7 protein-coding genes are annotated in these 15100 nt (G+C 39.1%); all 7 read right to left on the bottom strand.

Features of this window, described 5'->3' with window-relative positions:
* Positions 1-134: 134 nt before the first annotated feature.
* The gene (locus tag BW980_RS20790) at positions 135-3362 is read right to left on the bottom strand and encodes a VPS10 domain-containing protein (RefSeq protein ID WP_076457084.1); all 3228 of its coding nucleotides are present in this window, start codon (positions 3360-3362) and stop codon (positions 135-137) included.
* A 223-nt stretch (positions 3363-3585) separates the two neighbouring features.
* Positions 3586-5928: a glycoside hydrolase family 42 gene (locus BW980_RS20785; RefSeq protein WP_139327758.1), complete on the bottom strand. Its 2343-nt coding sequence runs from the start codon at positions 5926-5928 to the stop codon at positions 3586-3588.
* A 160-nt stretch (positions 5929-6088) separates the two neighbouring features.
* Positions 6089-7519, bottom strand: a complete 1431-nt coding sequence (locus BW980_RS20780) for a Gfo/Idh/MocA family protein (protein WP_076457124.1) — start codon at positions 7517-7519, stop codon at positions 6089-6091.
* Positions 7520-7787: 268 nt separating this feature from the next.
* Entirely contained in the window at positions 7788-9218 is a 1431-nt protein-coding gene (locus BW980_RS20775; RefSeq protein WP_076457082.1) for a glycoside hydrolase family protein, read from the bottom strand.
* A gap of 219 nt (positions 9219-9437) precedes the next feature.
* On the bottom strand, positions 9438-10139 hold the full coding sequence (locus BW980_RS20770) for a fibronectin type III domain-containing protein (protein ID WP_139327757.1): 702 nt from the start codon (positions 10137-10139) through the stop codon (positions 9438-9440).
* Between the two features lie 6 nt (positions 10140-10145).
* Positions 10146-13166, bottom strand: coding sequence for a beta-galactosidase (locus tag BW980_RS20765; RefSeq protein ID WP_139327756.1), 3021 nt, complete (start codon positions 13164-13166; stop codon positions 10146-10148).
* Between the two features lie 253 nt (positions 13167-13419).
* Complete coding sequence (locus BW980_RS20760; protein ID WP_139327755.1) at positions 13420-15093, bottom strand: hypothetical protein; 1674 nt, start codon at positions 15091-15093, stop codon at positions 13420-13422.
* Positions 15094-15100 lie beyond the last annotated feature (7 nt).

Raw genomic sequence — 15100 nt, 5'->3', positions numbered from 1 at the left:
CGTGCCGTTTCGTGTCCCAATATTGTACCAACTCTTGATCATTTGCTGTAGCTGGCCGTAATTTTATCTCTGGGACAGTGTCTTATCGTTAACAACTACACTTACTAGAAAAGACCATAGAGAAGTCGCTCAAATCATTCCTTAACGAACGTTATACTTCCTTTTTCAGGTACAGATATTATATATAGTCCTGATGTAAGATAGGAAATATCCATGACCTCTTTATCTTGGCTCGCTATTTTACTTTCGATCAAGGTTCCTAGCATACTATACACGTTTATTTGGTCGCCATAGTGCACACCCGTTATAGCAATATTATTCTTTGCAGGGTTTGGAAATACTTTTAATATGTCTTGGGTTTTAGACGAAAAGTCGCTTTTACCAGCATTGGCCGCAATAAGTTCCCATTGCTGATTTTTATTTGCGTAGGAGTACTTCCACGTATGCACGTTTGCATTTAGGGCCCCATCGGATATATCCAATGCGACCTCTCTACAATGTATGGGTTTAAATGAATATTTATTGGAGCTATTTTTAAGCACTTTCCATTTTTGATGATCTAATGACTTGGAGTTTTGTGTGGCAACATCATTTCCATTTCCACACTTGCCGAAAGGCACCTCTAAATATCTATTGCTTCTTTTATTTTTAATATGATAGATATTATTTTTTAGATGTGTAAAAACCCACTGTTGATCACTATAATCTCCAGGATTGGCCATTCTTGCACTATGTGATTCTAACTCTCTAGCTAATAATCGTTGATCAGACAGAACTGATTTTACATAATATGTACCATCTTCAATTAACTGACTTGTTGACTGATTTTTTAAAACGCCCTTATACCAGCCGCTTCCCCAGCCCGCACACCAGAAGGTGTTTTCATCTTTATTGTCAGGTCGAATATCAGTAATTGCATCGGGATGCGCTAAATTTTTATTTATTTTAATCCAATTTTTACCTCCATTTCTAGATAGGTAAGCCCCTAAATTTTTTGCCTTTGAGTTCCAAGGAACACTGGCAATAATAATATTTGGGTTAATAGGCGAAGTTTCTGTCTGCCATACATAAGGTAAATCGAATATTTTCTCCCAAGAGGCTCCTCCATCCTTGCTTCTCCAAATTCCTCCTTCATCATAAGTACCTGATTTTCTACCGCACGAAATGTAAATATGCTTTGTTGTTTCATCAATATGTACATTATTAACCGACTTGATAGCTGCTGGAATTTCCACTTTAGACCAAGAAGCCGCTTTGTTGGTCGTTTTATATAGCCCCCCTGGAACCTTATTTTTAGAACTAAAGTTAGACGCGGCATAAATGACGGAACTATTGGTGGGGTGCATTTCCAACCTACGAACACTAGCCCCTTGAGGAAAACCATTATTCATCACTTTCCAACTAAACCCTCCATCCGTACTTTTATAAACGCCAAATTTATTGAAGTCTCCCGGAGGGATATAACTATTGACTTCTGCGGGAGCGTCCCTAATAACACAAAAATAAATGTTTTTGGGAGTGACTGGGTCTATTAGGATGGAGTATGAAAATATCCGCTCTCCCGATAAATTAGTATCCGGGTGATCTATAGGCGTTGAAATATTTTCCCAAGTTTTGCCTCCATCGATGGATCTACGAAAATTATCCCGATGGTCTTGTCGAAATTGAATTGTATAGAGAATATTGGGTTTGTTAGGATGTACGGCAACATATCCTATAGAAGTAGCGGCATTAGGTTCGTTCACTTGTCCCTCTATTTGTTTTACGGCTACTGCATTAGGGTTTGGGTGATTTTTTAGAGGAGCGGATTCCCATAAACCATGCTCTCCGCTACAGAATAACTTTCTATTTGGAGTGCCCGTATCCAATAAAATATACCGTCCCGGTAAATTACTCCCTCCTCTTCCTACCCATCCCTTGCTATTCGGTGCGGTTTCATCATCATCTATTTGTTTCCATTTTTTTCCCCCATCAGTCGATTTTAATATTTGTTGATCGATACTTGTAAATATTTCTCCCTTTGAATTTATCTCGATAAATCTATACCCAAAATATCCATCTGCCTTTTTCATTTTGGGCTGTAAATGGGCAAAAGTAGTGTTCATACCTGTTGGCATGCCCCTCCCTTCCCAATAGCTCTTATCTTGTCCACTTGTCCAATATTTTCCCGTTCGAGCACAGGGAAACCAATTTTTTCCTCCATTTTCCGTTTTCCACACGCCTCCAGGTCCAAAGGAAAAATCATGTTTTACGTTATGGGAAAGGTAGATTTCTTGAGGGTTTTTCGGGTTTACCCTAATTTTATGAAATGTTGGGATAGTTTGTGTTGGAAGTTCCCCAACTTGGTTTGTAGGAATGCTTAACCAATTAGATACGGTTCTTTTGTACTTTGATCTAGTAAGAGGGTCGGTTATTTTCGTTAAATCAAAACCTAAGTCACCCGTAATTGATTTCCAGCTTTTTCCTCCATCTGTACTTTTATACACTCCTCCTTTTGAAGTTGTAGTATTGCCCTTTTTAATATACTTGGTTTGTTCAACAACATACAAAACAAACTTGTTCTGCCCCTTGTTATAATAAGAGGTCATATCTTTTGGTAAGTTGTTAGGTAAACCTGTTTTGCTAGGAGACCAACTCTCACCTTTATCAATACTGCGATAAATACCGGTATTAGCGGCCATAATAATCCTATTGGAATTTCTAGGGTCTACTATAATTTTAGCCACGCTTAAGGTTGATGGTAGTCCTCTACTAATTTTCTTCCAAGTTTTCCCCTTATCCGTGCTTTTATAGATATGTCCCGATACTGCGGTACTCCTTAGGTTTGCCATTGGATTGGCCAAGGTTCTATGTGTTCCTTTAACGTCCCACCATGATCCTGCCCCTATATACCAATTATTATCATTTGATGGATCTACGGCAATTTCAGAATGGGCTTTATTTATTGAGTAAGTTTTCTCCCAAGTTCTACCCTTATCTTTTGTTCTATAGACACCCCCTCCCTCATCAATGGCAAAGCCAAAATTTTGGTTCTGCCTAGAAAATTCTATATCATAGGTACGCCCCATTCCCCTGTCTTGGCTGTCATAATTTTTAATGGTCTGCCAAGATTTACCCGCGTCAAAACTTCCATAAGCGTTAAACATATCCGGACTCATATGGATAGTTTTAGGATCTGTAGGATGACACCAAAAAAACTCACAATATCCCGACATACCCGGACCAAATTGGACCCATTCCAACGCATCACTTGATTTTATGGTTTCAGATTTTAAACGATTAAAGTAATTTGTATCTAATTGTCCGAATACTGAGCTATAAAATAAACTCAACAAAATTGTAGATTGAACTATTTTTTTCATAACATTTAATGTAAAAGTTAGACGCTTGATCAATTGAGAATTTTATCTCAACGCTCAAGCCAATTGTCATTTATTCTTTCCAAGAGGTTTAAACATTTTGCTTTCGCCTAATTCCTATTAACACTATCGCTTTGAATTCTAACAAATTACTCCTTGTCTAATTCTTCTAGACAGTATTACTTGGCTTAAACAAACAGCAAAGGCACCGATTCTCCTTTATCGATCAATTTTTAGTTTTTTCGATTTCAAGTAATAGAACACCATGAACATCAAGATCAAACATTGTCTTCAACGGTTGTTGCGTGAGTATATCCGTGCACTTAATTTCTTCCCCATTCCTCATAGAAACGTTTAATCGGGCTTTGGTTTTTCCCAGGTTTATAATTGTCATTACATAGCCCCCTTTACCATTAGGGGCTATTCTCCAAGTACACCCCTTATGGGCCGCCCCATTAGATTCTGAAAGAACAACTGCGGGTAATTTATCTGCTATCAAGTCTAGGGCAAATGTTTTTAGAGTCTCATATTCATCTGTTTTCAGAATATGTAGGTTTCCCTTCCCTTTTTTCAAGGTTTTTGACCGCTTGTATCCGTATTCGTTCATTGAAAGGCTGGTTTCATTATCCATTATGACAGTCCCTCCATTATCTAGGTAATTTTGTAACTCGTTAAATTCTGAATCAGTTACATATTCTGTTTTGTATACAAGAAGAACATCCCAGTTTTTACTATCCTGCTTTTTAATGATGTTCTCAGTGGCATACCCTACAGGAAAACCTTCGAAGAACAAAGATTCATAAAGATCATATTGTTGTGTCATATGATGCTCTTTGTTAATGGCCGAAGTTTCCGAATGAAATAACCTTATTGGTTTTCTCTGACGACGTAATGCCATAATCTCTTCGGAAAAACTATTTAAGTCCATCATTACTTGGGTGAGTTCGTTGGCTACTTGGGGTTGCATATTCACCGATGCCGCAAATGACTCGCTCAAAGCCCTATCTTTTGAATAAATGTTATTCTCAAATCTAGCTTCGGGGGAGCCATCTGGGTCCCTTGCCCAAAACCATGATAAACCGGCATCCATACCATGTAGTGTAGCTAGCCAGAAGTTGTTTCTCACATATTCGGGAGAGGTATCAAGCTTTCTCCATGCAACACTAGATAAAAAATGCGTTTCTGAGTTCACATGTATTTTATCGGGTGACACCGACTCCATAAAATCATACGAAACACACAATTCTTGCCAGTGGTACGAATAATTCGCTTCCCAGAATTCCGGCTTATCAAAACGGATATCCCTCTCCCTTGTCTTTGCATCATCGCCTATCATAGTAGTTAGTTCCGTTAAGGATTCAAGGTCTATTCCATGAGAGCGTTCATCATCCGAAAAAAAGTGGGATATAAGCTTAATATGGGTATCTCCCTTTGGGTTTGTCTTATGCAATTCTGTTTGTAAAAAAGAAAACCATTCTGTAACCCTATCCATATTAAAGCGGTCCCAATCGTATCTGAACGGGCTTCCCTTGGTTTCCTTTTTCAGTGGAAAAACAAAACTTATATCTTTAAACGTCTCAAATTCCGTTTTCCAATTTTTGTTGAGTTGGGCAAGGTCATTATTATATTTTTTGATTAACCAAGACTTAAACTTATCTAAGGTATAAGATGAGAGTTCATTCATTTCCCCAAGTTTGTAGGCCCAATTCCCCTCCTCAGAAAGCCAATGGGGTTCATTGGCCAAAATATAACCTAATTGTACTGCCTTTCTGCCTTTGGTTACTTCTCCAGTTTTTTGCATTATACTGCCCCAGACCTCACGCATTAAAGGGTTATCAATATCAAACCCCATAAAGGTATTTACACCTTTAGTGACCTCTGGCTCTTGTTTTTCTATCCATTCGGGAATATTCGTATTCCATAGCAAAAGATAACCTGCCTTTGTATCCGGGTGACGGACAATTCTATTCAAGGTCCGCTGATTAAATGTCCGATCTTCATTTAATAAAAGAGGCGTAACACCTCCTATACGGTCAATATTTCCTAGATGGTCGTTATATATATTGGAATCCAAGGTAGGGTTCCCCATTGATTTTGAAAAATAATCATATAGAAACACAGGTTTTCCATTGCTGGTAAATTGGTCTTTCTCCACTTTTATATTCTCCCAATCTACCTTCGCCACCGGTCTTCTTACAATGGTTCCATTCATAACCCTTGTAAGGTTGGCAATTCCTTTATCCAAAATTTCCACCACCTTTTTCCTTTCAAAATTAGGAAGGTCCTTAGCCATTTGGGCCTTGTCTCCTTTTAATGGTTTAAATTCTTCAAAAGTACTTTGTATAAAGTCGGTATTATTCTCATCCCACCTGGCAATTTTCAAAAATTCTTTTGAAAACCATATTATGGTTTTTTCGCGTGTTACATCGAACCCTTCTCTTTCGGCTTTAGACATTAAAGTCTCTAACCGGGTTATTTTCTTCTCTGCCTTTCTTTCTAAATCTTGGGCTTGTGCCGCAAAGCAATTTGCAAATAATAGTAATAAAAGTAACTTGTATTTTTTTTTCATTCTTATAATATATATTGACTTTCTGACACCAACAGGTAAGTCCGTACCGGTGTATCTAGACTATTTTAATCGAACACAGTATCGGTTTAACCAAACTTTCTCGTTGTTTTGTACATAAAGAAACTACACCTTCGACAATGTCATAAAAAGAAGTTTACAACTACTTCCATAGGTTTTCACCATACGACCAACCTGCCCTCACCTCTTCCTTGACGTAAGCATTCAATGCAGGCTGATTGCTTATTTTCATAGTTGCGGCATCATATTCAATCTTTGTATTAAACCGTTGTGCCAGAGCCCCTAGTAAAGCGACCTCCGTTAAATCTGCACCATACTCAAAACTAGAACCGGGTTTAGGACCTTTTCCCCTAATCGCATCAATAAACTCTCCGTGTGGGTTTTCATTGGGAATACGACGAATGGTTTTGTTCCAACCTTTCTTTTGAAATGCATCCCACTCCGTTTTTGGCATTAACATTTTAGGAGCATAAGGTTTACCTCCTGTAAAAACCGATTGTTTGTCCCCTACCATGATCATTCCGTTACCTGGTACATTTTGCATTCCCCATTCAGGTCGGTTCTCGGGTTTTTTACCCCCTTCATACCAGAACATGGTCAATGCCGGTCTGTTTCCACGCTTAGGGAATTCATACTTTAAAATAGATTGATCAGGGCCGAAATCCGTAGGGCGAGGACTTAATACCGAGTGTATGGGTTCTATGGAGGTAGGCATACCCATATCTAGCGTCCAAAATGGAGCATCCAGTGTATGGCATCCCCAATCCCCTAACATTCCCGTTCCCAAATCAAGGTGGGAACGCCACCATTTGGGTAAATAATAATGGCTATAAGCTCTTTCTTTTGCCGGTCCTAACCATAAATCCCAAGCCAAGGTACCGGGTATGGGTTCAGCTACAGGTGGATAACTTGTAGGTTTATTGAACCATAAATCATCTCCAAACTTTGGCCCATTGAACCAGGCATGAATTTCCTTTACATCGCCTACATAACCTTGGTCATACCATTCTTTAAAGTCCCTTATACCATCTGAAGCGTGCCCTTGGTTACCAAGCTGTGTAACCACGCCATAATATTCGGCTGCTTTTTTAAGGGTCCGTAACTGCCATATATCATGGGCCAATGGTTTTTCTACATAGACATGTTTTCCCCTTTCCATAGCGGCCATGGTTGCTGCAAAGTGGGTATGATCTGGAGTGGAAACAATTACGGCATCTATATCCTTATGCATTTCATCCAACATGACCCTAAAGTCCTTGAACTTTCTCACCTCAGGCATCATTTTATAGGCTGTAGCAGAAGCCACATCGTCAACATCACACATGGCCACAATATTTACGTGTTTATGGGGCTTTCTTTCGCCATCAGGTTCCAGTCCTTCTTTTATCCTTCTATAATCACCTCTTATCCCTAACATTTGAGTCCAGTTGTTCATGCCTCTTCCATTTACGCCAATGACAGCTACATTTACAGTGCTATTTCTCGATGATGTCAACATGTTGGGCATAATAATAGTTCCTGCCGCGGCAGTACCCGTGGTTTGGATAAAACGTCTTCGCGATAAATTTTTCATTTCAATTACTAGTTTTACGTTATACTTCTCTTTTATTTTTCCGAAAGACTTTTGGCTACAATTCAATCCTTAAGCCTAGGTTTTGTGCAGTTTTCAGGTCAATTGGAATCAAGGTGTCCCTCAAAAAAGATTATGGGATAAGTTTGGGTAAAAGGTTGAGAATAATTCACCTCTATATAGGTCCTGCGCCCCAATATCGTTTAAGGCAAAACGTATAAAAAGATAAATGTTCTCAACCTTACCTTAATTGCAAAAGGCTTATAACCTACTAATTATAAGCCCTCCATCCACATTGTTTATTAGGGTCGTTGCCCCTATGCGCAATAGCATTGCCGGTTAAGATATCAACTCTTGAATTTACTGTGTTTGCGGGGTTTGTATTATTAGGTACGGTGGCACTAACTGTACTGCCAAAAACCTTTACTCTATTCGCTTCGCGAGTAACAAAATCTCCCACGACACATATTGAAGGCCCTACCCTAGCCCCAGACTCTTCCGCGTCAGGAGAGGGTTCATTCTTTTTGAAAAACCTAAGTAAACAATTGGGAATGGCCTTTTCATGTGCAAAATGACCGGTTGCCGTAAGGCCATAAACCGCGGCGACGTTTTTGATACTAGAATTAGGCCCAAATCTACCCTTGCCCGTTGTATCTTGATAGCCGTCTTGGCTTTCAACCGCAAAATTGCAGTTTATGGCATAAGCTCCATCTATGAAAACATTTCCATTTACAACATTCCACGGTTGTAAGAGTACGGAGGTGTTACCATTTATCGTCAAAACATTACGCACATGCGCATTGTCTATACCTATAGTTTTACTCTTAAACGTCCTATTGTCCGATTCTATCCGGGCAGTAATTCCACCTTCCCCGGTTAAATTCGATAACAAAACATTTAACCCGCAATTTAATTGCACTAATCCATAACCATAAGCACCCTTCTTAATCTCACAATTATCTATAGTTACATTTGTAGGTCTTCCTGCTTTGCTTACATCACTAAAATTGAAGTTAAAATCGATACCCGCAAATCGAGTTTCATTGTCCTCAATAAGAACATTTTGAATAAAACAATTCTTGACACCATTTACAGAAAAAGCCCTAACCCCTCCTTCATTTCTTTTTGATTCCCTAAAATATCTGAACTTAGGCCTAGACTGCCCTTTACCCTCGCCCACAATACTTACATTTTTGATATTTTTTCTTCTACCTATCAGAAAAATATCCTTGTGTTTGACCCGAGCCGCAGGACTTTGATCCCTTTGGTCCGCAACCATAATAACATTAGGTTTAAGCCTGATATGGACATTGGACTTTAAATTGATCTCTTTTACGATATACTTTCCAGGTCTAATAATTACCCTTCCTCCATTTCTAGCACTAGCTTGGTCTATTGCTGCTTGAATTCTTTGCGTAGCATTATGCTTAGGCAATTCATCTACAACAAATTTTGGAAAAGTATTAATTACACTTTGCGAAGGACCTTGATACCCCACCCCATTTTTTATAAACACATTAGGAGTTAGGTTTTTTTGGACACCTTTGTTCGCAATTTGATTGGCATTAGCCGTTGCTTTAACAGATTGTACTTCTACTTCTGGCTCATTAACCAATTCTGTTGGATCATCGCAAGAAACAAGACATAGCATTAACCCCAAAAGAGAGGTTGTTGCCTTTTGGGCAAATTGTTTAAATTTCATAATATTATAGTTTAAGTTAAAAAATGATATGGGGCACAATATCTTCTTAATACTGAAAAAATCACCGTCCTTAAAAAGGCTTCAAGAGTTCGCACTGACACGCATTAGCTCTTTTAAGTTTTGGGTGTACTTATTTATAGTTAGTAAAGATGTTATATGACGTATTGATCTAAAAAAATTCCGGAAAACGTTCGAAGCAGCTTTTGTTCGCATTACATCTCAATTGCTTGCAAAGCTCCAAACGTGACCAATGGCCTCTCCCCCCTTTCCGTCCTTAACCCTAACCCTCCAAAAATATGTACTGGCAGGAAGGACGTTCACCTCAATGGAAGACTTACTTTCATTACTACCTATCTTATTTTCTGGAGGATTTTTCGTGTCAAAATAAATGTCATATGCAAGTGGGTCACCATCTACATCCCCACCTGTCCAATCTAGCTTGACTATTCCCTCATCTACCATTTCATTTGTATCGGGAGCTACCAAATCTGGCATAAATGGTAGATGGTTGGTTTCGCCAAACCCTTCTGTATAAAATTTGGATGCCTTTGAATGCGGTCCTATCAAATTGAAAGGATCCTTTGCCGCAACCCGCCAATAATAGATTTGATTTTTATCTAAAGTAATGGTTGTAGCGTTTGAAGCCGAATCAAAAATCGCTGCCTCTGTAAACTGATCATCTGTTGCCACCTCCAAAATATAAGTCAAAGGGTCTTCATTAGGATCCTGGGCCTTTTCCCATTGAAATTCCAAGACGTTATCTGAACACAACATGTTGTTTGGGGGAAATAAAAGTTCAGTTACGGGTAAAGGTGCCTTATTATCAATTGGTAGAGTTCCTTTTTCAGCTCCGTCATCACTACTGCTAGAACAAGACCAAAAAATTGTAGTCGCAAGCAGAAAAATTATAATAGCTCTCATAACATTCTACTCTTTAATAATTTTAACCGTAACCACCTCATCAAGCATAATTGTTGCTAGATAAACACCAGCGGGACTGTCGGTCAAGTCTAACTTTACTATACCAGAGCTTACAGGATATACCTTCGAGGAAATTAATTGAAACTGAAGATTGCTTAAATTAATTTGAATCGTCTTTTTTCTTGTAGGCACATGAATCTCCACCACACCATCCGAAGGGTTGGGAGCCATAAGTATCTCCCCATAAGAAGAGATTACCTTATTTATCCCCCCCTCGCATTCGCGATCGGTCTTAACCTGAACCTCATCGCCATTTTGGACGTCTATGCTAAAAGAGTTCGCATGTGTTTCGTATACTTGTTCGTCATTGACCAAAACCCTGAACGGCGCGGTACCTTTTTCAATTGTCATATTTAATTTATTGGTAGCTACGCTAGATTGTCCCTTTATAGTAACAGCTTCCTTTACTGTTAAGTTATAGCATGAAGATATATCGTTTTCACCCGTCGTAAGACATAATTCATAGGCCCCCGGGGTAACATCCTCAATTGTCAGGTCTTTGGTAAACTCAAAATCTTCATTATTCAATTTTGCGGTATAGTTTTGCTCAAAATCGGCAACTATATGAATGGATCCATTGTTTTTATCGGGACATGTTTCTGCCGTTGTTGTAATTTTAAATCGATTATCCTCATCGCTTCTTTGACGCACCGCCAATAGGTACACCGTCTCAGGATCCATAGTGAAATTACTATCCAGTCTCTCGTTTGTCAGCAGATCGGTGACTACCAATTCCTCTGAAGAGTTATTTAATTTCAGAGCTATATTAGCCTTCCCTTTTCCTATATTAATAACATTGATGATATCCTCTCCGGTACGACTTCGATAGCCTCTCCAGACACACCCCTTTAATCCTAAATCATTAGTTTCTTCCAAAACTACGTTAGGAAGCCTACCCTTTGAATCTGCAATTTCTAGCGCATTGGAAACCATATCGGAAAGAGATGAACTTCTTAAAATTTTCCCTCCGTTGTTTGTATTTAAAGCTACACCATGATTTCTTCCGTACTCATCTTTTTTTAAGCTGACCGCATCTAGAATTACGGTACCCCCCTTATCCAAATAAGCCTGTAAAGCATTCAATTCTTCTTCTGCAACATAATCTGTCTTATGAACTACGACCACATCCCATAGGGCGTTATTCTGATCAGTTATGATTTTTTGCGTAGCAAAACCAATGGGTACACCCTCAAAATACAGTGATTCGTATATATCAAAAATATCGTCCATATGTTCTTTTTTATTTATGGCCGATGTTTCCGAATAAAAAATTCTGATAGGTTGTTTCAAGTTTTGTAGCGCATCAATAGTTTCTGCATGTGAATTTATATCCATCATAGTAGAAGTAATCTCATGTATGACTTGAGGTTGGTTAATTGCGGACCCGGCCAACTCTTTTACAGAATCATGCCCCAAACGAAAAGATCCATCTTCCAATCGTGGCCAGAACCAAGTCTGTGAGGAGTTCATTCCTTGCAAGACGGCCAACCAATAAACCGACCTTACATAATTCGGGTCTAAAAACAAATCTGTGAATGCAGGTGCCTGTAAGAAATGTACTTCGGAATTGTAATTGATTTTATTCGGTGAAACCGACCTAAAGAAATCATACGGCATACTTAGGTGTCTCCAGAGAAAATGATACCTGTCTTCCCAATCTTGTTTTGCCCCCCACCTTAGGGAATTTTTTGCTCCCGCATCATTACCGATATGATCCGTTATACTGGTGAGTGTTTCAAAATCTAGACCTTGATGTCTATCGTTTCCCGACCAATGGAGCGGAATTAACTTAATATGTGTTTTTGCATTTGGGTCATTTTTTTTAACCTCATCGTGTAAAAAACTAAACCAGTTATTCGCACGTTCTTGGTTGAATTTCATAACATCGTACCAAACTGGCTTTCCACGCTCTACTTCCGACATGGGAACGGTTACCGATACTTCTTCAAAACTTGAGTAATTCTTGTTCCATAGGGCATTTAGGTTTGCTATGTTATGGTGCTTATCTTTAAGCCAAGTCTTAAGGCTATCCATAGCGTAATTAGAAAATTGTACCGTTTCCCAATTTCCGGAAAGATTCCAATGCGGTTCATTGCTAAGCATATAACCTTGTTCCACAAATTTTTTCCCTTTTAAACTAGGGATGATTCCTTCAAATAATTTGCGGTTAACTTCACGGGCCCCGGGATTACTAATATCATATTTAGTAAAAAGACCTCCACCTGTACGTATATCCGGATATTTGGTTTCAAGCCAACTTGGAAATCTAGTATGACCTATAAACATAATCCCAAAATTGCCCGATGGTTTACTATTTATATCGCTTAATACCCACGGTGTTATATCACCTTCCTCATTTTCTACCATAGCTGGGTCTATGTAAAGACTGCCATAATTACCAAAGTAAGTGGTAATATCATGTGGGCCCGCCTTGTCTTTTTGCCAGGTATAGTCCGCTAAGAAAACAGGCTTACCATCATACACCTGCTTATTGTTCTCATAGGTTATTTGTGACCAGTCAATATTAGGTATAGGGTTTCGTGATATCTCACCACTGATCAGTCTATTAATGGTGGTGATCGCCTTATCAAGAACCGTAATCACTTCACTACGTTCATATACGGGTAGATACTCTGCAAGTATTTCAGGTGTTGTTTCATGAAAGCTGTGCAATTCTTCGAACATTTTTTCGTATGCACTTCTATTTTTTTCGTCCCAGTTGGCATAAAACAAAAATATTTGGGCCAACCGAACCGCCATTTTTTCTTTTGTAGCGTCTATTCCCAAGTTTTCAGCCTCTGAAATAAGTTCGTTAAGCGCCTCTATTTTAAGATTGGCTTCTTCTTCCGTACCGGAAAAATCTTCAATATTTATTTTCGGAATTCTAGTTCTCTGTGCGGTCGCCGAATAGCCTACACAAAAAACAAATATCATTTGCACAAAAAGATTCAGTATTCTCTTTTCCATAGTTTTATTTTTTTAGGTTAATTCTCTGGATACAGTGGTATCAGAGTGGTAATATTTAGGGGACATAGTGCAGTTAATCTGGTCAAGGGTGACGCCCTCTTGTACCAGCAGTTTCAATAATCAATCGTTTTACAAAGTTTTTTTTCATTTTACATCAGGTCTTTTGTTTTAATTATAATGATTAAAATTCCCCCCGGAACAAAGGTCCCAGAGGGGGAAACTTACACTAACACACAACTACTCAAATTATAAACTAGGGTCTCGCCTCGATTGGGGCAAGCTTTATATCGTCTATATAAAATGTCTGGGGGCCGGAAACACCAGGGTTATCTGCCTTTCGAACCCCTATATTCAACCTTTCCATAGCATCTGTCAATTCTACATCCACCTCATAGGTTACCCATTGACCATCTTCTCCTTCACTAAAATCGATTATACTTATGACCCATTCCGGGTTGGTGTTGATTACAAATGCACCAATGGTAGATCCAGACTCCCGGTACACTTTTATTGAAAGTCTATAGGTTCCGGCGTTGGGAACCAAGGCTGCAGTTTCTGCTGCACTTAAGCCCCAAAACCATGTAACATCGGGTACCGTGGCATAATCATCCGCATGAAAACGTACCACTCGGGTACCGTCCGCGGCAGAAATATCGCGTGTTCCCATAAAATACCACGGATTGTTATGATTGGTCCACCAACCCGCCGTATTACCGCCGTTACCCCTATCCTCCTCAATTTCAAAACTATAGCGCTCATCCGATGCAAGAACATCTTCCCCAGCACTTAGTGTTGCGATCTTCTCTTCAAAAGAATTTAATACTCTTTGATCGGTAGATAGGATATTGCCCCCGGCATAGGATACTGTAATCTTATCCGAGTTATACACAGGTTCAGCTAAAGTCATCTCTAATATTGAACCGTCTTCAGGATTAACACCTATCTGTTGTACTGCAATATTTTGATCAAATCCTGAAGCTTCATTTACTACATTAACCGTAAAATTTGCACTTTCACCGGACAAGGAAGCCGGGTCTAACACACCTGAGACCTGAAATGTTAATTTACCGGATTCATTTTCTGATATTTCACTCAAGATCTCAAAAGGTTGAGAAGAAGAAACTACTCTCACCCTTAAAGGGATTTGCATAAAAGTAGAAGCAGTGGGTAAAGGAGCTATACGAGAAGACTTTATATTTCCAACAGTTGTTGTAGTGCCAAAATTCAAGAATGCTACCTCAGCTACGGAATCGGTAGAAGTTTGTGGTATCCCTGACAAACTCCAGGTTCTATCGTTGGGTCTTCCTACGGTAGTTAGATCAACAAAGGTCAACGTTTTATTTACTTCAACATCTACTACCGGCCAAGTGCTGATATCTTCATTTATTACGTCGTTTGCACCGACCCTCAATATTTCCTCACCGTCCTGTAACACTTTGAAGGCCGGTTGAATGTCTTTGGCAAAAACGTCGATTTCGAAACATTTTTCAAAAATATAGACATCACCCTCCTGTACTGCAGAAATAGGTCCGTCTTCGGTCTGTAAGGTTACCGGTTCACTAAAGGTATTTTTCAGACAAACTTTGTTTATCCCTTCATTCATGAACATTACATGGGCGGTCTTATCCGTAGTGGTCAAACCAAGTTCTTCATTAATAAAAATTGGCAAGGAATCATTGACTTTAAAACCCGGTCTTAAAAAGAAGTTTCCCTCTTCAATAGTCCACTCATGGCTTATGGCTCCTTGGGAAGCATCCATAAAAGATATAAAGTCTTTTTCCGCAGATGCATTAAACGGTGAACCTGGAAACACACTGGTATAATAAGCCACATCCGACAAGGTATCGGGAGCCTCATATTCATCGTCATTTTGGCAACTGGTCGATACCGCCAAAAAACATATCATTAATAATCTAATCGTTTTCATAATTGAT

Source organism: Zobellia uliginosa, from assembly GCF_900156625.1.
In the GTDB taxonomy this organism is placed as follows: domain Bacteria; phylum Bacteroidota; class Bacteroidia; order Flavobacteriales; family Flavobacteriaceae; genus Zobellia; species Zobellia uliginosa.
Note: the sequence above shows the minus strand (reverse complement) of the source record. Positions and strands in the feature narration are given on the sequence as shown.

What these genes read in the sequence shown, in the direction of transcription:
- BW980_RS20770 (WP_139327757.1), bottom strand. Translation starts at nt 10,139, where the DNA reads ATGAGAGCTATTATAATTTTTCTGCTTGCGACTACAATTTTTTGGTCT.
- BW980_RS20760 (WP_139327755.1), bottom strand. Translation starts at nt 15,093, where the DNA reads ATGAAAACGATTAGATTATTAATGATATGTTTTTTGGCGGTATCGACC.
- BW980_RS20785 (WP_139327758.1), bottom strand. Translation starts at nt 5,928, where the DNA reads ATGAAAAAAAAATACAAGTTACTTTTATTACTATTATTTGCAAATTGC.
- BW980_RS20775 (WP_076457082.1), bottom strand. Translation starts at nt 9,218, where the DNA reads ATGAAATTTAAACAATTTGCCCAAAAGGCAACAACCTCTCTTTTGGGG.
- BW980_RS20780 (WP_076457124.1), bottom strand. Translation starts at nt 7,519, where the DNA reads ATGAAAAATTTATCGCGAAGACGTTTTATCCAAACCACGGGTACTGCC.
- BW980_RS20790 (WP_076457084.1), bottom strand. Translation starts at nt 3,362, where the DNA reads ATGAAAAAAATAGTTCAATCTACAATTTTGTTGAGTTTATTTTATAGC.
- BW980_RS20765 (WP_139327756.1), bottom strand. Translation starts at nt 13,166, where the DNA reads ATGGAAAAGAGAATACTGAATCTTTTTGTGCAAATGATATTTGTTTTT.